At 67.1% G+C, this 20,587-nt stretch carries 12 protein-coding genes, 1 pseudogene and 1 riboswitch; of the genes and pseudogenes, 4 read left to right on the top strand and 9 right to left on the bottom strand.

The window, feature by feature from the left end:
• A partial coding sequence (locus tag BN972_RS10670) for a PE family protein (RefSeq protein ID WP_036360599.1) occupies nt 1–470 on the bottom strand: 470 nt, incomplete at its 3' end.
• A gap of 355 nt (nt 471–825) precedes the next feature.
• Nucleotides 826–1,053, top strand: a riboswitch (cobalamin riboswitch).
• A 147-nt stretch (nt 1,054–1,200) separates the two neighbouring features.
• Between BN972_RS10670 and metE the strand changes: the two genes are divergently transcribed.
• Nucleotides 1,201–3,459 carry a 5-methyltetrahydropteroyltriglutamate--homocysteine S-methyltransferase gene (gene metE / locus BN972_RS10665; protein ID WP_036357380.1) on the top strand — a complete coding sequence of 753 codons (2,259 nt, stop codon included), beginning with the start codon at nt 1,201–1,203 and terminating at the stop codon, nt 3,457–3,459.
• 76 nt (nt 3,460–3,535) lie between these two features.
• Here the strand turns inward: metE and BN972_RS10660 are convergent, their stop codons facing one another.
• Genes BN972_RS10660 through prpD form a run of 3 tightly spaced genes read right to left on the bottom strand, consistent with a single transcriptional unit; the run spans nt 3,536 to nt 8,344 of the window.
• The gene (locus BN972_RS10660; protein ID WP_036357377.1) at nt 3,536–5,263 is read right to left on the bottom strand and encodes a DUF3556 domain-containing protein; all 1,728 of its coding nucleotides are present in this window, start codon (nt 5,261–5,263) and stop codon (nt 3,536–3,538) included.
• 50 nt (nt 5,264–5,313) lie between these two features.
• Nucleotides 5,314–6,786 carry a cobyric acid synthase gene (locus tag BN972_RS10655; RefSeq protein WP_036360597.1) on the bottom strand — a complete coding sequence of 491 codons (1,473 nt, stop codon included), beginning with the start codon at nt 6,784–6,786 and terminating at the stop codon, nt 5,314–5,316.
• A gap of 49 nt (nt 6,787–6,835) precedes the next feature.
• Nucleotides 6,836–8,344, bottom strand: coding sequence for a 2-methylcitrate dehydratase PrpD (gene prpD / locus BN972_RS10650; protein ID WP_036357374.1), 1,509 nt, complete (start codon nt 8,342–8,344; stop codon nt 6,836–6,838).
• Between the two features lie 214 nt (nt 8,345–8,558).
• On the opposite strand from prpD, the gene BN972_RS10645 reads away from it, so the two are divergent.
• On the top strand, nt 8,559–9,908 hold the full coding sequence (locus BN972_RS10645; RefSeq protein WP_036357371.1) for a flavin monoamine oxidase family protein: 1,350 nt from the start codon (nt 8,559–8,561) through the stop codon (nt 9,906–9,908).
• Here BN972_RS10645 and BN972_RS10640 read toward each other — a convergent pair.
• The 5 genes from BN972_RS10640 to BN972_RS10620 all read right to left on the bottom strand — a co-directional run bounded on the left by BN972_RS10640 (nt 9,905) and on the right by BN972_RS10620 (nt 16,161).
• On the bottom strand, nt 9,905–11,071 hold the full coding sequence (locus BN972_RS10640) for a PPE family protein (RefSeq protein WP_036357368.1): 1,167 nt from the start codon (nt 11,069–11,071) through the stop codon (nt 9,905–9,907). The genes BN972_RS10645 and BN972_RS10640 overlap by 4 nt on opposite strands.
• A gap of 120 nt (nt 11,072–11,191) precedes the next feature.
• Entirely contained in the window at nt 11,192–12,277 is a 1,086-nt protein-coding gene (locus tag BN972_RS10635) for a PPE family protein (protein ID WP_036357365.1), read from the bottom strand.
• On the bottom strand, nt 12,274–13,017 hold the full coding sequence (gene mddA, locus BN972_RS10630; protein WP_036357362.1) for a methanethiol S-methyltransferase: 744 nt from the start codon (nt 13,015–13,017) through the stop codon (nt 12,274–12,276). Before mddA ends, BN972_RS10635 begins: the two co-directional genes overlap by 4 nt.
• A gap of 24 nt (nt 13,018–13,041) precedes the next feature.
• On the bottom strand, nt 13,042–14,376 hold the full coding sequence (locus tag BN972_RS10625) for a PE family protein (protein ID WP_036357360.1): 1,335 nt from the start codon (nt 14,374–14,376) through the stop codon (nt 13,042–13,044).
• A gap of 42 nt (nt 14,377–14,418) precedes the next feature.
• Complete coding sequence (locus tag BN972_RS10620; protein ID WP_036357358.1) at nt 14,419–16,161, bottom strand: PPE family protein; 1,743 nt, start codon at nt 16,159–16,161, stop codon at nt 14,419–14,421.
• Nucleotides 16,162–16,425: 264 nt separating this feature from the next.
• Here BN972_RS10620 and BN972_RS10615 point away from each other — a divergent pair, with 264 nt between their 5' ends.
• Both BN972_RS10615 and BN972_RS28205 read left to right on the top strand, forming a co-directional pair.
• The gene (locus BN972_RS10615; protein ID WP_036360595.1) at nt 16,426–19,683 is read left to right on the top strand and encodes a LuxR family transcriptional regulator; all 3,258 of its coding nucleotides are present in this window, start codon (nt 16,426–16,428) and stop codon (nt 19,681–19,683) included.
• A 116-nt stretch (nt 19,684–19,799) separates the two neighbouring features.
• A pseudogene (locus BN972_RS28205) lies at nt 19,800–20,587 on the top strand (PE family protein); the annotation flags it as partial.

Genomic DNA, 20,587 nt, shown 5'->3' with positions numbered 1-20,587 from the left:
GCCCCGCCAGCACCGCCGGCCCGGCCCGCCGCGCCGGATCCGCCGGCACCTCCGTTACCCCACAGCAAGCCGCCGGCGCCGCCGTTGTCTCCCGTGCCAGGTGCGCCGTCGGCCCCGTTGCCGATCAATGGACGACCGAACCACGCGTAGGTCTGGCTGTTGGCGGCGTCCAGCAGGTTCTGGCCCACATTGGCGATCTCGGCCACCGTGTACGCCTGCGCACCCGCGCTCAAACGCTGCACGAAGTCCTGCTGCAATAGGGCCAATCGCGCACTGAGAGTTTGATATTCGGCACCGTGCGTCCCGAACAGCGCAGCGACCGCTTCGGACACCTCGTCCGCAGCCGCGGCGACCACGCTGGTCGTGTGGGCCGCCGCCGCAGCGTTCGCCGCGTCGATCGTTGCACCGATCTGCCTTAGATTCAGAACCCCGGCGGACACCAATTCGGGCGAGACGGATACGAAAGACATTCGAAGACCTCCGGGTCGACGGCCCCCCGGGACAGCCAACCTCCCCACCGAATCATGGAGCGATCCGCCGACCCGGCACAGCGCAAAGGTTAAAGACCAGCGGAATTCATATGATCGCTGCCGCAAGATCACTCGCCAACGGGCATTTGTAACAACCCGCGCGGGCTACACAGTGCAAACTGCACACTCGGCCCCAGAATCGGCGCGTGCTAAAGCGAGCGCCTGCCCACGGACCTAGGTGCTGATCCGTGAGGTTGGTGATGCACTGAAACCCAGCCTTGAGTGCCCGGATTCCCGCGTCGCGGCAACCGAGTCGCCGGTCCACGGCGCCGCGCCTCCCGACCAGCGGCGGAGTAACCTGATCAGCGCAGCTGGTCTGCTGACACCGCAAGATGTCGGCATCGAGCGAGGCAACACGCTTCGCGAGAGGGAACCCGGTGAGAATCCGGGACTGTCCCGCAGCGGTATGCAGGAACGAAAGCCGTCAAGGCACTGGTCACACGACTGGGAAGCGACGGCCGGTAGGTGCACCACCCGGTGCGCGCCTGCGAGTCCGAAGACCTGCCAGTTGTGCCGGGCGCGCCGCGTCCGGCGGCACATCGCCTCGTGGAATGGGCGTTTGGCCGAACCCGTTGAGGTGTATGCGACCAACGACAGTCCGGCACCGTCAACGGATAGGCTGCGCGTCCGCGGGCGGTGTCCACTCCGTCAACTGAAGGACGAACCACTCGTGAACGCAACATCATTCACTGCCACCATCACTGGCTCCCCCCGCATCGGTCCGCGCCGCGAACTCAAACGCGCGACGGAAGGCTACTGGGCCGGACGCACCAGCCGCGCCGACCTGGAAGCCGTCGCCGCCACGCTTCGCCGCGACACCTGGGCCGACCTAGCCGCCGCCGGCCTGGACTCGGTGCCGATCAACACCTTCTCCTACTACGACCAAATGCTCGACACCGCAGTGCTGCTCGGCGCCCTACCATCGCGGGTCAACGAGATCTCCGACGAACTGGACCGCTACTTCGCGGCCGCGCGCGGCAACGACGACGTCGCGCCACTGGAGATGACGAAATGGTTCGACACCAACTACCACTACCTGGTGCCCGAGATCGGGCCATCCACCACGTTCACCCTGCATCCGGACAAGGTGCTGTCGGAGCTGAAAGAGGCTTCCGAGCAAGGGATTCCGGCCCGGCCGGTGATCATCGGACCGGTCACCTTCCTACTACTGAGCAAAGCGGTGGACGGCGCGGCGGCACCGGTCGAACGGCTCGAGGAGCTGATGCCGATCTACACCGAACTGCTGTCGCTGCTCGGCGCCAACGGCGCACGGTGGGTGCAGTTCGATGAGCCCGCGCTCGTCACTGACATCTCCCCCGACGCCCCCGCCCTGGCCGAGGCGGTTTACAACTCGCTCGGGGCCGTGGCCGACCGGCCCGCCATCCACGTCGCCACTTACTTCGGCGACCCTGGCGACGCGTTGGCCGGGCTGGCCCGCACACCCGTAGAGGCGATCGGAGTCGACCTGGTGTACGGCGCCGTAACGGCGGTTCCCGAGTTGGCCGAAAAGACTTTGGTGGCCGGGATCGTCGACGGACGCAACGTCTGGCGCACCGACCTCGAAGCGGCCCTGGACAAGCTGACGACGCTGTCGGGTTCGGCTGCAGCGGTGGCGGTTTCGACGTCGTGCTCCACGTTGCACGTGCCGTACTCATTGGAGCCCGAAACCGACCTCGACGACAACCTGCGCGGCTGGCTGGCATTTGGCGCGGAAAAGGTGCGCGAAGTGGTCACCCTGGCCCGCGCGTTGCGCGAAGGGCGCGACGCCGTCGCCGAGGAAATCGCCGCTTCGAATGCCGCCGTCGCCTCGCGCCGCCAAGACCCGAGGTTGCACAACGACCAGGTCCGCGCGCGCATCGAGTCGATTGTCGCGTCCGGCACCAAGCGCGGCGGCGCGGCCGAGCGGCGCGCCAGCCAGGAGGCGCGGCTGCACCTGCCACTGCTGCCGACCACGACGATCGGGTCCTATCCGCAGACCTCGGCCATCCGCGTCGCCCGCGCGGCGTTGCGCAAGGGCGAGATCGACCAGGCCGAGTACGAGCGTCGGATGAAGCAGGAGATAGCCGACGTCATCAAATTGCAGGAAGAGCTCGGGATCGACGTGCTGGTGCACGGTGAGCCGGAACGCAACGACATGGTGCAGTACTTCGCCGAACAGCTGGAGGGCTTCTTCGCCACCGACAACGGCTGGGTGCAGTCCTACGGCAGCCGGTGTGTGCGGCCGCCGATCCTATACGGCGATGTCGCCCGCCCCCGGCCGATGACGGTCGAGTGGATCAAATACGCGCAGTCCCTGACGGACAAACCGGTCAAGGGCATGCTGACCGGGCCGGTCACGATTCTGGCGTGGTCGTTCGTCCGGGACGACCAGCCGCTGGCCGACACCGCCAACCAGGTGGCGCTGGCCATCCGCGACGAGACGGTGGATCTGCAGGCGGCGGGCATCGCGGTGATCCAGGTCGACGAGCCCGCGCTGCGGGAGTTGTTGCCGCTGCGTCGCGCCGACCAGGACGAGTATTTGCGTTGGGCCGTAGGGGCTTTCCGGCTGGCCACCTCCGGTGTCGACGACTCGACTCAGATCCACACCCATTTGTGCTACTCGGAGTTCGGTGAGGTGATCGGCGCGATCGCCGATCTGGACGCCGACGTCACGTCCATCGAGGCGGCCCGATCACACATGGAGGTGCTGGACGACCTCAATGCCGCCGGTTTCTCCAACAGCGTGGGCCCCGGCGTCTACGACATCCACTCGCCGCGGGTGCCAGGCACCCAGGAGATGGCTGCGTCATTGCGGGCCGCGTTGAAAGCGGTTCCCGCTGAGCGGCTTTGGGTGAACCCGGACTGCGGGCTGAAGACCCGCAACGTCGAGCAGGTGAAGGCGTCGCTGCGCAACATGGTCGCCGCGGCCCGGGAAGTGCGGGCGCAGTAGGGCGACGATCGCGCGAGCCGAACCGGGCTGCGGTTTCTAACCCGGAATTTCGCAGTGTGGTTCGGCTCGCGGGGCGCTACTCGGGTGACTCCACGTGGACGGGGACATCGTCGTCCCACGGCTGTCGGGTCACCATGTCGGCCACCCGCACATAGCCGCGTTCGAACTCCCCGGTCGCGGCGTCGACCAGCCGGTACCGCTGGATCTGCCGGTGAATCGGCTGGGCGTCGAGCAGGACCACCCGGACCTCGCCCGGTTCGAACCGGCAGCGCCGCTGCATCGCCGCGATCAGCTGCTCGTTGTGCATGTGGCCATCCCCGAAGTTCCAGCCGATGGCGGTGCTGCAGATGCGTTCGCCGTCGGTGATGACGTAGTCGTCCTCGTTCTGTCCAGCCATCGCCCGGTGCGCCAGAGTGAACAGGGCCCGGCCGTGAGTGTTGAAGCCGCGGAACGCATATCCCATGTACAGCGGGATCTGCGCCGCCTCCGGGCTGCCGTAGAACCGCTCCAACTGGGCTTGGGGCATGCTGGCGATCGCCACGATGCCGCGGGAGATCTTGTCGCTTGCCGACGGCTTGATGCACCACAGGGTGGTGTCCCAGTTGCCCGCGTAGTACCGCATGCCGGGCAGGAACGAGATTTTGCGGGGAAACAGGTTGCCCGCGATCACAATGCCGGCGATCACCGCAAACAGAATGGCCACCGGCACCGGATGTTTCACGTCGTCCAACCGAAGACCGGCGTGGCCCACGAACAGGGTGAGCACCCCGAAAATCATGAACACGTTCCACTCCAGCGGGACGCCCATCGGGATGGCCGAGAGGATCCCGAAGTGGAACAGCACCATGGCGATCGCCGCCGCCTTCAGCGGCCAGCCGGCGGGCGCGAAGAACAGCGCCAGCGGCACGAACATCTCGATGAAGGTGCTCAGGTGGGCGACGATCCGGGACAGTCGGCCGGGTCGCAGGTCTTCGGGGAACTTCTCGAAGAACAGTCGCTTCAGCCAGCGCGGCCGCATCAGCGGGTTGTTCGACATCATCGTGGAGATCACGAACGGGAAGTGCTTGTTGAGCTTCGACGTCGCGGCGCCGATCCAGATCACCAGGAACACCAGTTTGGCGGCGACGATCATGTCGACGCCGCCAAACAGGAAGGTGACGGTCAGGGTGCCGTAGACCTCGCCGCGCGCTGCCAGGAAGATCACCTTGTCGCGCAGTCCGGCCATGGCCAGGGTAGCCAGGATCGCCACGATCTCCCAGGTCGGGAGCACCCCGACCGAGGTGCCCAACTCGGGTATCGGACCGGAGCCGTCGGTGAACAGGGCGGTCACCAGCAGGATCAGCAGCAGTGCGTAGAGCGCAACGTCGGCGGGTTTGCGTTTGGTGCCGAAGGTCAGCGGGACGCGGTCGGGCCACGGTGGCAGCCGAATGGTGCCGAACCGCAGCCAGTACAGGATCGAGCCCATCGGTGGGAAGAACCGGTTGTTGAGCGGCCCGAAGCCGCAGCCCAACCCCACCACTTCGAACAGCATCGTGTAGAGCACGACCTTCTGGAACACGATCGGCTCGGCGTACCAGGCCCGGACATTGGTGAAGCCGTCAATACCTTTGGTGCTCAACACGACCAGCCAGGCGAACAGGATGTACAGCAGGATTTTCACCACGTAGAACAGGTGCAGAACCACCGGCGTGCCGAATCCCACCTCGGCCCAGTGCCGGGCCATCGGTCGGATCTTCTCGCTGCGGGTGCCCTTGCTCCACTCGTCGAACTCGATCTCCGGCAGCTGGGGCTTCAGGAATCCCATGGTTTGACAGATTAGAACGTGTTCTAGGCGAGTGCGCTCCGGTTGTCTGATTACGGCGAACCGGGCGCCAGAAACGGCAGCCCGGGCGGGCAGCCGCGCCGGGCCAGGTCGAGCAGGGCGGCCACGTCGAGGTGTCGTTCGACGAGTTCGCCGAGCAGATCAAGACGGCGTTCCCGCGCGGCGGCGAAGCTAGCGCCCGAGGTGAGGCCGAGCGTCTCGCGGAGGAACGCCGCCCGCAGCGCGTCGCCTTCGAACGCGCCGTGCCACATGGTGCCGAACACGCGGCCGTCGCGCACGCCGCCGAGAAACTCTTGGCTGCCCTGGCCGACGGTAACCCTGCCGTGATGAATCTCGTACCCTGCGGCGGGCACGCCAAGCGATTCGCCGCACGGCAGCCGCAACACCTTCCCGACGCCGAATGTCGTCTCGACGTCGAGCAGGCCCAGCCCGTCGACCTGGCCCGCGGGTCCTTCGATGCCGTGCTCATCGCGGATGACGCGGCCGAGCATCTGGAAACCGCCGCAGATCCCGAGCAGCGGTTTGCCCGCCGCGGCGTGCGCCCGCACCGCGCGGTCCAGGCCCCTGGCCCGCAGCCAGGCCAGGTCCGCGATCGTGGCGCGGGTACCGGGCAGCACCACCAGGTCGGCGTCGCTCAGCGCGCGGGCATCGGAGGCGAACACGATGTCCAGCTCGGGTTCCAGACCCAGCGCGTCGATGTCGGTGAAGTTGCTGATTCGGGGAAATCGCACGACGGCCACCCGGCGGGCACCCGTGTCGGTTGCGCGGCGTCCCGCCAAGTCGAGGGCGTCTTCGGAATCCAGCCACAGGTCGGGGTGCCAGGGCAGGGTGCCGTACACCGTGCGCCCGGTGAGGCGCTCCAGATCCCGCAGGCCCGGGGTCAACAGGTCGAGGTCACCCCGGAATTTGTTGACCACGAAGCCCGCGACCAGTGCCTGGTCCTCGGCGGACAGCAGCGCCACGGTGCCCAGGAACGCGGCGAACACCCCGCCGCGATCGATGTCACCGACGACGACGGTCGGCAGCGCCGCATGACGGGCCAGACCCATGTTGACGTAGTCGCCGGCGCGCAAATTGATTTCGGCGGGGCTGCCGGCACCTTCGGCGATGACGACGTCGTAACGTTCGGCGAGATCGTCGAATGCTTCGTGTGCGGCCTCGGCGAGCGGGCGCCGCGAATCCAGCCAGTCCGACGAAGCCAGCTCGCCCCAGGGACGACCCATCAGCACGACGTGGCTGCGGTGGTCGCTGCCGGGCTTGAGCAGGACGGGATTCATGGCCGCCTCGGGCGCCGCTCCGGCGGCGAGCGCCTGGACCCATTGCGCCCGACCGATTTCCACGACCGTGCCGTCCGCGGCCGGGCAGACCATCGAGTTGTTCGACATGTTCTGCGCCTTGAACGGCGCCACCCGCAGGCCGCGCCGGGCCAGAGCGCGGCACAGCCCGGCCGTCACCGTGCTCTTACCGGCATCACTGGTTGTGCCGGCCACCAGCAGACCCGACATCAGGTTGTTATCACCGCACGCCATGGTCGCATATCGCGCATTCGGCCCGTCATCCAAAGATCCCGGCCGGGATGGTCGGCGCCAGCTGCAGCACGGATGGGTCGATCACGATATTGAGCGCGGCCAGTCCACCGGCCCGCACCTCCGAAAGGCCTTGGACCATCGAGAGGAACCGCTGTTGCTCAGCTTCATCGACCACGCCGTCGGACAGGTCGAAAAATTTCGCGATGTACTGCTCGCGCTCAAAAGGCTTGGCGCCCAACGGGTGCGCGTCGGCGACGGCGATCTCGTCGACAATTACCTCGCCGTTGCACAGGGTGATCTCCGCGCGGCCGCCGAACGCCTGCTCTGCCGGGTCGGTTGAATGGTAGCGGCGGGTCCACTCGGGGTCTTCCCGGGTGGAGATCTTCTGCCACAGCGCGACCGTGTCGGGCCGACTCGCTCGCTCCGGGGCGTAGGACCGTTCGTGATGCCAGGTGCCGTCCTGCAGTGCGACGGCGAAGATGTACATGATCGAGTGGTCCAGCGTCTCCCGAGACGCATTCGGGTCGAACTTCTGCGGGTCGTTGGACCCGGTGCCGATCACGTGATGGGTGTGGTGGCTGGTGTGCAGCACGATCGAGGCGACCTGCTCCGGGTCGCCGATCCGGTCCCGAAGCCGACGCGCCAGGTCGATCAATGCCTGGCTTTGATATTCCGCCGAGTGCTCCTTGGTGTAACTGTCCAGGATCGCGCGCTTGGGCTCACCCGGTTCGGGGAGCGGAACGCGATAGACCTGTTCGGGGCCGGACAGCAACCAGGCGATCACCCCGTCCTCGCCTTCCCAGATCGGGGCCGGCGCACCCTCGCCGCGCATCGCCCGGTCGACCGCCTCGATGCCGACCTTGCCCGCCCAGGCCGGGGCGAACGCCTTCCAGCTGGAGATGTACCCCTTGCGCGACTGGCGGGTGGCGGTGGTCAGATGCAGCGCCTGGCCGATCGCTTGGTAGATGGTCTCGGTGTCCAGCTGCAGCATGGTGCCGATCCCGGCCGCCACCGAAGGGCCGAGGTGGGCGACGTGGTCAATCCTGTGCTCGTGCAGGCAGATTCCTTTGGCGAGGTTGATCTGGATCTCGTATGCCGTGGCCAGACCCCGGATCAGGTCGGCACCGCCGGTGCCCGACTGCTGGGCGACGGCCACCAGGGCGGGAATGTTGTCCCCCGGGTGGGAGTACTCCGCCGCCAGAAACGTGTCGTGGAAATCAAGCTCCCGTACCGCAACGCCGTTGGCCCAGGCAGCCCATTCCGCCGAATAGTTACCCTGCACGCCAAACACCTTCGCTCCGTTCACCGCGACGGGGTGCGCCAGCGCCTGAGCGCGCGCAGTGGCCACCGGGCGACGGATCGCCGAGGCCGATGAAACCGCTGCGTTGTCGATGATGCGGCTGAGCACCATCGCCTCCGTGTCGGACGGCACCCCGACCGGATCCGCGGCGACCTCAGCAATCCGCCAGGCCAAGTGCTCGCTGCGAGGGAAGTCGTCGGCGCTGCGTCGGGTTCGCACGTCGTGTATGCGCATAAGCCGCACAGTACGCAGTCCGGGGTCGAATCGGACTGGCAACCCTGTTCAACATCAATTCTGCTGTCTGACAACAAGTCTCGCTATCGGTGGCGGAATCTTCGCGGGAACGACGTGCGCGCGCGGCCAGCGGATCTGTCCGATCCGGGTTCTAAGCCGCGCAATCGGTGTAGCTTGCTGCTGGGGCAGCGTGGGGTTACCGAGGAGTCGGGGTATGACAGATGTCGATTATTGCGTGGTCGGGGCCGGGTTCGCGGGACTGACCGCCACCCTGCGCCTCAAACAGGCCGGTCACTCGGTGGCTCTGCTCGAGGCAAGGGACCGGGTCGGCGGCCGCACCTTCACGGTGACCCGCGACGACGGCGTCTGGATCGACCGCGGCGGCGCCTGGATCGGCCCGGGCCAGGACCGGATCTATGCGTTGATGCAGGAATTCGGCGTGCCGGAATACAAGCAGCACAACGACGGTGACGCGATGATGATTGTGGACGGCAAGAAGCGTCGCTACGGCGGCAAGCTGCCCTGGACCATGAGTCCGTGGGCAGTCGCCAATCTGGGGCTCGGGCTGGCGTCCATCGAACAGATGTGTAAAGCGGTGCCGCGTGAAAGCCCTTGGGAGGCACCGGACGCCGACGAATTGGACCGGACCAGCATCGGCGACTGGCTGGAGCGCAACGTGATGTCCAGGCCGGCCCGGGAAATGCTGGACACTGCTTTGGCCGGCTCCTACACGTCGACGGCATCGGAAGTGTCGTTGCTGTGGATGCTGCACCAGATGGGATCCGCGGGTGGCCCGACGTTCGTCATCTCGGGTAGGGGTGGATCCCAGGACGCCCGCCCGGTCGGCGGCATGGGCGCCATCTATCGCGCGATCGTGGCGCAGTTGGGCGACGCCCTGCACCTGTCGCGGCCGGTGCGGACCATCAGCCAGGATGACGACGGCGTCACGGTCAGCGCCGAGGGCCTGACGATCCGCGCGAAGCGAGTGATCGTGGCGATTCCGATGGCGATTGCCGCCTCCATCCTCTATGAGCCGACGCTGCCGGTGGACCGGGCGATGCTCAACCAGCGCATGCCCAGCGGCGCGGTGATCAAGATCTCCGCGATCTACGGCGACGCGTTCTGGCGCGCCGACGGGTTGTCCGGCCAGTCGGTGGGACCGGGCACACCGGCCACGTTGACCATCGACGCGTGCACCGACAAAGGCGACCCGGGGATCATGTGTGTGATCACCGAGGGTCCGGCCGCCCGTCGGCTGACCGCGCTCGACGAGGACGAGCGCAGGTCGGTCATCATCCGGGAACTCGTCCAGCGCTTCGGCGAGAAGGCAAGAGAGCCAATCGAATTCCATGAGCAGAACTGGACCCTGGAACGGTACTCGGGCGGCGGGATGATCAGCCACACGGGCACTGGTGTGCTGACCGAATTCGGGCACGCCCTGCGGACGCCGTGCGGCCGGATCCATTGGGCGGGCACCGAGAGCTCGTCGATCATGTGCGGCTGGATCGACGGCGCGATTCGCTCCGGAGAACGCGCCGCCGCGGAGTTGGTGGCGGCCAGCTAGCCGATTCCGGTCCGCGGAACCACGCTGGGCCGGTTCTGCGTCACGTGGGCACCGCCACCGCCCCGGCCCATCATCCCGCCCGGCAGGCCGCCGCCGGCAGCACCCGCGCCGGTCGGCATCGGCATCATCGGCATGCCCATCCCGCCGGCAGGAGCCGCGGCTGGCTGCGCGGCGGCGGCACTGGGGGTGCTCAGACCGCGCATCGCAGCGCTGGCCATGTCTTTTGGTGTCGAGCCCGCCCAGGTCGGCGGCACCGACATGGCACCGACCAGGTGCGCCTTGCCCAGGTCGCCCGCCATGCCCGCGCCGAGACCGGCGCCGCCGAGGCCCTTCGCCGCCGGTGCGACGTCGCCGACGAACTTCGTTGAATCGGCGAGTCCCGCGGTCGCGGCGGCCGCGCCGGCGCTGGCCGAACTGGAGTTGGCCAGCTGCGCCAACTGCATCATCGGCGAGATCAACATGCTGGCGGGAAGGGTGCCGACCTGGGCGACCGACGCCAACGACTGCACCGGCACGGCCGCCGCCGCTGACTGGACGCCGGACACCAGACCGGGCACCACCGCCGTCACACCCTGCACCAGCGGGCTGACAGCGGCTGACGCGTTCGTTGCCACCTGTGTGGCCAAACCGGCCAGGCTGACCGGCGGCACCGCAAACGGCGTGACGCTGGCCGCCACCGCGGTGGCACCACCGTGATAGCCGACCATTGCGGCGACGTCCTGAGCCCACATCTCGACGTAGTCGAATTCCGTGGCCGCGATCGCCGGAGTGTTCTGGCCCAGGAAGTTCGTCGCCACCAACGACGTCAAAGACACCCGGTTCGCCGTCACCGCGGCCGGATGCACCGTCGCGGTCATCGCCGTCTCGAAGGCGCTCGCCGCCGCCCTAGCCTGCGCGGCCGCCGACTGCGCTTGCGAAGCTGCCGTGCTGAGCCAACCGATGTAGGGGGTCGCCGCGGCCACCATCGACGCCGACGCCGGCCCGGCCCATGGCCCACTTGCCATACCGGTGATCACCGAGTCGAACGACGACGCCGACGCCGCCAGCTCGGCGGCCAAGCTCTCCCAGGCCGCCGCCGCCACGTGCAGCGGTCCCGACCCGGCACCGGCGAATATCCGCGCCGAATTGATCTCCGGCGGCAACCACGAGAAATCCAGAATCATCGCAACCCCAACCCAGCCACATCAGCCACTCTGGCCAAAGCTGGTGCTGCTAGAAAGGCAATTCAGGAGGTCGGTAGGAAGCCTGCAGGCTATTCCAAGCGTCGCTGCTCTAGGTTCGTCCTAACCGACGCCGGTCCGCGGAATCACGCTTGGCCGGTGCTGGACGACCTGCGACCCGCCGCCGCGGCCCAGCATTCCGCCGGGCACTCCCGAAGCGCCCGCTCCGCCCATCGGCATGGGCATCATCGGCATGCCGCCCAGACCGGGCGTCCCCCCGGAACTCACCGCCGACCCGGGCGGCGCACTCAGCGCAGACAACGCGGTCGGCGCCGTCCGATCCGGCATCGATCCGGCCCAGGACGCAGGCACCGACAAGGCACCCACCAGGCGACCCTTGCCCAGGCCCGCCGCGACCGCCGGACCCAGTCCCCCGGCGCCACTCAGCGGGGAGCCCGCCGCGGCCTTGCCCGCCAACGTCGGCACCTCGGCGCCCAGGCCGGCGGCCGACGCCAATCCTGCACCGTTGGCCGACTGGGCCAACGACATCATCGGCGACAGCAGCATGCTGACTGGAAGTGTCACCAATTGCGCCAACGACGACAGGGACTCAACCGGCACCGAGGAGACCACCGATTGCACGGCGGACGAAATCCCGGACAGCGCTTGCGATACCACATCCGCCACGATCGTCGGCGGGACCGCCGGTAGCGCCAACGCCGCCGCGACGGACACGGCGCCGGTCTGATACCCGGCCATTGCGGCCACATCCTGTGCCCACATTTCCTCGTAATCCAGCTCGGTAGCCGCGATCGCCGGTGTGTTCTGTCCCAAAAGGTTTGTCGCCACCAGCGAAACCAGCGAAACCCGGTTCGCCGTCACGGCGGCCGGATGAACCGTCGCCGTCAGCGCCGCGTCGAAGAGAGTCGCCGCTGCCCTGGCCTGGCCGGCCGCCGACTGCGCATGACAAGCGGCCGAACTCATCCAGCCCACATACGGCGCCGCCGCCGCGACCATCATGGTCGAGGCCGGTCCCGTCCATGGCCCGCCGGCCAGTTCCGCGATGACCCCGTCGAAAGCCGAAGCCGAGGACCATAACTCGGCGGCCAGCCCTTCCCATGCCGCCGCCGCCTCGCACAGGGGGGTCGCCCCCGCACCGGCATGGATAAGCGCGGAGTTGACCTCCGGCGGCAGCGTCACGAAACTCATTTCGCCCGCTGGATGATTTGGGGCCGCGGGATAAGCATCGGTACCCGGCTCCGGTAGTCATCGTATTGCTGGCCCAAAACGCTGGTGAGGTCGTGTTCTTCCCACCGCAGGGCGAGCAGGATGTAGGCGGTCATGCCAGCGGCAAAGAGTAGATGCGCCAGGGTCATCCGCGGGCTGGCCCACAACGTGATCAGGAATCCGAGCATCAACGGATGACGCACCATGCGATACAGCAGCGGCGTGCGAAACGGAAGATCCGTGTAGGGACGTCCACGCCACGCCAGGTACACCTGGCGCAAGCCGAACAGATCGAAGTGGTTGATCATGAACGTCGACGACAGGACGATCACCCAGCCGAGCCAGAATAGTGCTCGCACACTGATCCGCCCGACCGGCCACGTCACGTCCCAGATGAGCGTGGGCATCGTTCGCCACTGCCAGAAAATCAGCGCCAGAACCAAACCCGTCGCCAGGACATAGGTACTGCGTTCAACGGTCTCCGGCACCACCCGGGTCCACCAGCGCTTGAACGCCGGTCGCGCCATCACACTGTGCTGCGCGCCAAAGGCGCAGAGCAGCAACAGATTGACGACCAGCGCCTCGAGGGCCGGTGCCGGGAGACCGTGATCGACGCTACGTGGCACCGCAAAGCTGCCGAGGAAGCCGATCGCGTAGAGGAAGGCGGCGAAGCCGATGAGGTAGGCGGTCGCGCCGTAACCGACAGTGAGAATTCGTTTCATGGTTATGCCTCCGTACTGGCCAGCCTAAACCGGAACGGCCGCGCCGATAGCCTCGGCGAGCTGTTCTGGCAGGAAGGTCAGCAGACCCGGAATGATGCCGCCGAATTGCGTTCCGAAAAGCGGGATCGTTCCCGTCATCCCGAAGACGTCCAGGGTCAGCGAGGCGCTCTGGGCCGGGGTCAGCAGACCGCCGAGCGGAATGTTGGTGGTCGTGGTCAGGCCGAACAACGACACGGTAAGCGGCAGTGAGCTTTGGCCATTGAGCAACCCGTTCAGCACGGTCGCCGGAGCGTTCAGGAATGCGGCCGCGGCACCCAGCGCGTCCCCGGTTTGCAAAGCATTTCCCACGGAGCCCGCGACGGTATTGAGTGCGTCCAGCGTGGTGAATGCCGGACCCAGCGCGTCCAGCCCGAGAACCAGCGGCAGTCCCACATGCAAGACGCCGGTGGTCAGATCGAGCGTCTGGGACGTATCGGTCAGCGTCCTGATGACGTTGGTGATGTTCTGCGAAATCTGCTGCGGGACAGACCCGCTGGGGAGCAGGTCGGTGAAGTTCTGCGCCATCTGTCCGGGGATGCCGAGGATCGGCAGCAGGTCGCCGATTGAGCCCGTCGGGGTGATGTTGATCAGCAAGGTGGTCGGGTCTTGACTCGCAGTCAGACCGGTATAGAACAGGTTCCCGAAGCCCGTCGCAACGGTGCGCGCCGCGCCCGGAACATCGCCCGCGACCAGCTGTTGGAAGGAGGTTTGCAACGAGGCCGGCAACGCCATGAGCCCGGCATTGAAGTCGTTAGCGGCGTTGCTCAGCGCAGTGGAAACCACTTGCGCATAACCTATTTGCTGATTGATGAAACCCTGCGCCAGGGCCGCCGGATTGGTGGGAAGAAGGCTCAACAGCGGCGGCGGACTTTGGATGGCACTCTGCACTGCAGAGACGATCATCTGCCCGTAGCCGGTTTGATTGGTGACGAATTGGCGCAATAGCGGTGCCGGATTCGCCGTCACGGCGCCTTGCAGGATCTGCAGATTCGCGGCGGTGTCGGCCAAAAGTGTTTGGTAAGAGCCCAAGCCACCAACGTTGGCGGCTTCGGCGCTGGCATACGCCCGCGCTCCCGCGTTCAGCACCGTGACGAACTGTTGGTGAATTTTTTCTACCTGCGCGTTGACGGCCTGGAATTCTTCGCCGAAGCCGCCGAACAGCGCCGCGATGGCCGCCGATATCTCGTCTTGAGCCGCGACGGCTATCTGCGTGGTGGGTCCCGCCGCGGTGGCAGCGGCGTCGGCCAGCGATGCCCGAAGGCTCACCAGATTGTCGGCGGCGCCCTGCAGCAGGTCGGGTGCCGCGATTACAAAGGACATAGAGGTCTCCTCGATGATTTACGAATCCCGCACCCGCGGTGGTTAATTGAAGAACCCGGACTTCGCGTCCCCCCTGTTGAAGAATCCGGAGTCGTCGTTGCCGGAGTTGCCGACGCCGGAGTTGAAGACGTTGGAGTTGCCGATGCCGATGTTGTCGAACCCGGTGTTGCCAATTCCCGCGAGGAAACTTCCGTGGTTGTTGATGCCGACGTTGTTGCCGTTGCCCGAGTTTCCGAAGCCGGACTCGAAGGCGAGGCCGGTGTTCATGAAGCCGGAGCTGTCACCGCCCGAGTTGAAAAATCCGGACGAATCCAGGCCGGTCGTCCCGAAGCCCGAACTCTTGACACCGGCGGGTGTGATGACGCTGCCGAAGCCGGTGTTGAGGTTGCCCGAGTTGAAGCCGCCGGTGTTGCTCCGGCCGGAATTGCCCCAGCCGGTGTTGATGTCGCCGGCGTTGTAGTCACCGGTGTTGAGCGAGCCCGAGTTGCCGCTGCCGGTGTTCTGGAAGCCGGAATTCCCGGTGCCGAAGTTCTGGGCACCACCGTTGTCCATACCCACGTTGTTCGCGCCGGCGTTCCCGGAGCCGAGGTTGCTGAAGCCGGCGTTGAGGAAGCCGGTATTGCCCTGGCCCGCATTGGAAAAGCCGGTGTTGAGACTGCCGGCATTCTCAAAACCCGTGCTGTGGTTGCCGGAGTTGAAGAACCCGACATTGCCGGTACCGGAATTGAAGAAGCCAATGTTGCCGGTGCCCGAGTTCCCGAATCCGATGTTCCCGGTGCCGGAGTTGAGCGCCCCGAAGCCGATCTGGTTGTCTCCGGTGAGCCCGAAGCCGATGTTGTTGTTGCCGGTATTGCCGAACCCGAAGTTGTGGTTTCCGGTATTACCCAGCCCGACGTTGCTGCTGCCCCGGTTGCCGAAGCCCATGTTGGCGTCACCGCGGTTGCCGCTGCCGAGGTTGGTATTGCCGAGGTTGCCGTTGCCCATGTTGGCGTTGCCCAGGTTTCCACTGCCGATGTTGCCCGAGCCCTTGTTGCCGGCGCCGATGTTGTTGGAGCCGGCGTTGCCGCTGCCCACGTTGAGGTCACCGCGGTTGCCGTTGCCCACATTGCTGACGCCGGAGTTGCCGTTACCCAGGTTGGTGTCACCGAAGTTGCCGCTGCCGACGTTCTGGTTGCCGCGGTTGCCGCTGCCGACGTTCAAATTGCCGGTGTTGCCGAGCGCATTGGCAATCGCCGTCTGAACCTGGGCGAGCGGGTTTGGCAGGTTCTGCAATGCCTGCTGCATCGGCGCCAGCCGGGCTGCCACCGCCGAGGCACCGCCGTGATAGCCGAGCATCGCGGCCACATCCTGAGCCCACATCTCCTCGTAGCCGGCCTCCGCCGCCGCGATGGCCGGGGCGTTCTGGCCGAACAGGTTTGACAGCACGAGTGACACCAATTGATTGCGGTTGGCCGCCACCATGCCCGGATGCACCGTCGCCGACACCGCTGCCTCGAAGGCGGACACGGCGGCCTGCGCCTGGCCCGCCGCGTCCTGCGCGTGAGCCGCCGCCGCCGAGAGCCATCCCACATAAGGGGCCGCCGAGTCGGACATCGCGGCCGCCGCTGGACCCTGCCACACCGCGGTCGTCAGCCCGGACGCCACCACCCCGAATGACCGGGCCGCCGCGTCCAGTTCGCCGGCCAACGCGTCCCACGCCGTCGCCGCCGCCAGCATGGGCCCGGCACCCGCGCCCAGGTACATCCGCGCCGAGTTGATCTCCGGCGGCAACACCGAAAAATTCATACCCACCATCCCCTGCTCTTCCGGTCTTCCTGCGGCAACCATGCTGGGTACCGGCGCGACGAACGTCGGCCAGAGGACGTATTTCCCTGTTCGCGAGGGGTCGTAGATCGGCTGCAGGTGGGTCGTACGACGGGTGCGTCCCACAAATCCGGTCAAAGGGCAAAGATTTTTGACTCATGTTGAACCGTTGCTGGACGAGTTGCGTAACACTTTGTTAGTCACGGATACGTCATGGGAACGGTATGAGACGGATTTGACATGTGCGTGAGCGAATTTGTGCCGACGAGAACGGTGACGCTGTTGCTCGCCGATGCCGAACGCCCACTACAACCATGGGAAAAGCTGCCGGGCACGGCCGCGCCCGCCGTCGACCATCTCGAAGCTGTGGTCTCCGACATCATCACCACCCATGGGGGGGTTGGTCCGGTGGGGCCGGCTGCCGGGGACGACACCGACCGCGCGTTTCTGGCCGTTTTCGCCCGGGCCGCCGATGCGCTGGCATGTGCGATTGATTTGCAGCAGGCGCCGCTCGCGCCGATTCAGTTACGCGTCGCGGTCCATACCGGCGAGGTCCAGCTGGTCGACTCGGGCCGGTACGCGGGGCCGGCCGTCGACCGGGCGGCGCGGTTGCGCGATCTGGCGCACGGCGGCCAGGTGGTGGTGTCAGGTACCACGCACGATCTGGTCGCCGACCAGCTGCCGGCCGACGTCTGGCTGGTGGATCTCGGCACCCACCAGCTGCGTGATCTACCCCGCCCGGAACGGGTGGCGCAGTTGTGTCACCCCGACCTACGGGTTCAGTTTCCACCGCTGCATGGCCCCAATGACGTTGCAGCACACAATGTTCCGACTCAACTGACCCGATTTGTGGGTCGCACGGCGCAGATCAACGATGTACGCAAGTTCCTCGGTGACAACCGGCTGGTCACCCTGGCGGGCGCCGGTGGGGTGGGCAAGACGCGACTGGCGGCTCAGATTGCCCAACAAGCGGCGGCCGAGTTCGGCGCCGGCGTCTGGTTCGTGGATCTCGCCCCGGTGAGCGAGCTCGATCTGGTACCGGTAGCCGTGCTGCGCGCGTTCGGGCTGCCGGACCAGCCGGGCCGGTCGGCCATCGACACGCTGGTGCGCTTCCTCGGCGATCAGGAAGCGCTGGTGATCCTGGACAACTGCGAGCATCTCGTCGAGGTCTGCGCGGACCTTGCCCGCGAGCTGTTGGGCGCGTGCGAGCACCTGACGATATTGGCCACCAGTCGAGCGCCGCTGGGGATTCCCGGCGAGCTGATCTGGCGGGTGCCTTCGCTGTCCCTCGCCGACGAGGCGATCGAGTTGTTCGTCGATCGCGCCCGCCTGGCCCGGCCGGACTTCAGCATCACCGCTGCCGACACCGTCGCCGTGCGCGATATCTGCGGCCGCCTCGACGGTTTGCCGTTGGGCATCGAGCTCGCTGCGGCCGCGGTGCGGGTGATGTCGCTCAGTGAAATCCTGGATGGTCTCCGGCACCGTTTCCGGCTGTTGACGGGCGATACGCCGACGCCGCGCAGGCAGACGCTGGGCGCATCAGTCGACTGGTCGCACGCCATGCTGACCGAACCCGAGCGCATGCTGTTCCGCAGGCTGGCCGTGTTCAGCGGCGGCTTCGACCAGGTGGCCGCGCGGACCGTGTGCGCCGACGAGCTGTTGGCGCCGCACCACGTCTTGGATCAACTCACCTCCCTGGTGGACAAATCCCTTGTGCTGGCCGAAAAATCGGGTGACCGCACGCGCTTCCGACTGCTGGAGACGGTGCGGCACTACGCAATCGAAAAGTTGTACGAGTCCGGCGAGCACACCGCGCTGCGCGCACGTCATTGTGACCATTACGGTCAGATGGCCGCACTCCTGGACAGCCCGGCCGAAGGCGAGCATCAGCACCGTATCGAGCAGGTCGAATCCGAGATCGACAACCTACGCGCGGCTTTCGCGTGGTGCCGAGAGAACGACGATATCGAGACAGCCCTGGAGCTGACATCGTCGCTGCAGCCGTTGTGGCTGACCCGGGGGCGAATCCAGGAGGGCTTGGCCTGGTTCGAGGCCGCGCTCACCGATCGCGGGGCGTTGGCCACCGTGTCGCCGGTGGTGCGTGGTCGCGCGCTCGCGGACAAGGCAGCGCTGGATGCCTCGCGCAGCATCCACGACAACCTCGATCAGGCGCAACAGGCGGTGGCCATAGCCCGCAAGATCAACGACCGGGCGCTGCTGGCCCGCGCACTGACCGCCTGCGGCGCGATCAGTTCCTACAGCGCCGAGGCGGCCCGTCCGTTCCTGGCCGAGGCGATCGGTATTGCCCGCGAACTGCGCGACCGGTGGCGGCTGACACAGATCCTGACCTGGCAGGCATATGGTGCGTTCTACGCCGGTGACCCGACCGCGGGACTCGCGGCCTCCCGGGAAGGACTCCAGCTCGCCGAGCAGATCGGCGATCACTTCCACGCGCGTTCCTGCCGGTGGACGCTCGGGTTGGCGCAGATGATGAAAGGTGAACTGTCCGAAGCTGTTACACAGTTCGGCGCCGTGACCGCGGACGCCGATGCGGCGCATGATGTGTTGTTCAAATGGGGCAGCCGACTCGCTTTGTGCAATGCGCTGGCGTTCTGCGGTGACACCGACGCCGCGACCGCGGCAGGCAACGCGTCGTTGGCCGCCGCCGGAAATTTATGGCCGTACAACGAGGGCTTCAGCTACGCCTTGCTGGCCACCGCGGCGGTCGCCGCCGGTGACGTCGCGGCGGCGGCCGAGGCAAGTGAAGCCGCCCAGCAGCGGCTGAGCGTGCAGGGCGAACTGGCCGGAGCCAACACCAACCCGATGGCCGAGGTGGCGCTGGCCCGCGGCGATCTAGTCACAGCCGGCCGCTGGGCCGATCAGGAGGTGGCGGCGTCAGCGGGCTGGCATCTGGCCCGCGCGTTGACGACTCGTGCCCGCATCTTCCTGGCCAAGAGCGAGCCGGATCAGGCCGAACGCGATGCCCACAAGGCGCTTGCCTGCGCTGCGGAGTACGCGGCGCACCTGGCGGTACCCGATATCCTCGAGTGCCTGGGCCGGTTGGCCGCCGACTGCCTGAGCCATCGCGACGCAGCGCGGCTTTACGGGGCCGCCAACGCAATTCGTTGTCGGCTGGGCTCGGTGCGATTCAAGGTCTATGAGACCGACCACCAAAAGACCCTGGCGGCGCTGCGTGAAGCTCTGGGCCAGAACGCCTTTGACGATGCATGGGCGGAGGGTGCGGGCCTCACGCTCGACGAGGCGATCGGATATGCGCGGCGCGGACGCGGTGAGCGCAAGCGTCCGTCCAGCGGTTGGGCATCGCTCACGCCCACCGAGCGCGATGTCGTGCGACTCGTCGCCGAGGGGCTGGCCAACAACGAGATTGCCGCCCGATTGTTCGTTTCCCGGCGCACAGTGCAGACCCATCTCACGCATGTCTACGCGAAACTCGGCATCAGCTCGCGTGTGCAGCTGGCCCACGAAGGCGTCTCGCACGGCTGATCAGCCGAATCTACGACCCGTACCCAGCACCATCTACGTCTTCTGACTGACGTTCTTGCGCACGTCCGTACGCACGCTGGACTCGTACTCGTCCGACCGCGACAAGGAGTCCCGCGATGTCGTTTGTTCAGGTGGCCCCCGAAATGCTGGCCGCTGCGGCCACGGATGTGCAGAGCATCGGATCCGCCTTGAGCGCCGCCCACGCGGCGGCCGCCGCGCCCACCATCGGCGTGCTCGCCGCCGGCGCCGATGAGGTATCGGCGGCATTGGCGTCGTTGTTCTCCGGGCACGCGCAGCTGTATCAGGCCCTCAGCGCCGAGGCGGAGCTGTTCCATCAGCAGTTCGTGCGGACATTGAGCGCCGGCGCAGCGATGTACGCCAGCGCCGAGGCCGCCAACGCGGCGCCGATCCAAAGCCTGCTCGACGCGATCAACGCCCCGGTGCTGGCCGCGACCGGGCGCCCGCTGATCGGCAACGGAATCAACGGCGCCCCGGGAACGGGACAGAACGGGACGGCCGGCGGCTGGTTGATCGGCAACGGCGGGGCCGGGGGGTCCGGCACCAACGGTGGCAACGCGGGTGGGGCGGGCGGCGCCGGCGGGGCCGGCGGGTTGCTCGGCAACGGTGGGGCCGGCGGTGCCGGCGGCACGTCCTGGGCCGGGCCGGGCGGGGCCGGGGGCCGCGGGGGGGTCGGCCGGGCTGTTCGGCTCCGGTGGCGTGGGCGGGGCCGGCGGGAATTCCGAAGCGGCCGCCGGGGCCGGTGGCGCGGGCGGCAATGCCGGCCTGCTGTTCGGCGCCGCCGGAACCGGCGGCGCCGGCGGGCTGGCCGACAGCATCACCCAGGCCGGCGGTGCCGGCGGCGCCGGCGGCAACGGCGGCCTGTTCTCCAACGGTGGCGCCGGCG

This window comes from Mycobacterium asiaticum DSM 44297, from assembly GCF_000613245.1.
Lineage (GTDB): Bacteria > Actinomycetota > Actinomycetes > Mycobacteriales > Mycobacteriaceae > Mycobacterium > Mycobacterium asiaticum.
Note: the sequence above shows the minus strand (reverse complement) of the source record. Positions and strands in the feature narration are given on the sequence as shown.

Excerpts from the sequence above, each read along its gene's own strand:
- BN972_RS10640 (WP_036357368.1), bottom strand. The coding sequence starts at position 11,071 with ATGATTCTGGATTTCTCGTGGTTGCCGCCGGAGATCAATTCGGCGCGG.
- BN972_RS10625 (WP_036357360.1), bottom strand. The coding sequence starts at position 14,376 with ATGTCCTTTGTAATCGCGGCACCCGACCTGCTGCAGGGCGCCGCCGAC.
- BN972_RS10635 (WP_036357365.1), bottom strand. The coding sequence starts at position 12,277 with ATGAGTTTCGTGACGCTGCCGCCGGAGGTCAACTCCGCGCTTATCCAT.
- mddA (WP_036357362.1), bottom strand. The coding sequence starts at position 13,017 with ATGAAACGAATTCTCACTGTCGGTTACGGCGCGACCGCCTACCTCATC.
- BN972_RS10660 (WP_036357377.1), bottom strand. The coding sequence starts at position 5,263 with ATGGGATTCCTGAAGCCCCAGCTGCCGGAGATCGAGTTCGACGAGTGG.
- prpD (WP_036357374.1), bottom strand. The coding sequence starts at position 8,344 with ATGCGCATACACGACGTGCGAACCCGACGCAGCGCCGACGACTTCCCT.
- BN972_RS10645 (WP_036357371.1), top strand. The coding sequence starts at position 8,559 with ATGACAGATGTCGATTATTGCGTGGTCGGGGCCGGGTTCGCGGGACTG.
- BN972_RS10620 (WP_036357358.1), bottom strand. The coding sequence starts at position 16,161 with ATGAATTTTTCGGTGTTGCCGCCGGAGATCAACTCGGCGCGGATGTAC.
- BN972_RS10655 (WP_036360597.1), bottom strand. The coding sequence starts at position 6,786 with ATGTCGGGTCTGCTGGTGGCCGGCACAACCAGTGATGCCGGTAAGAGC.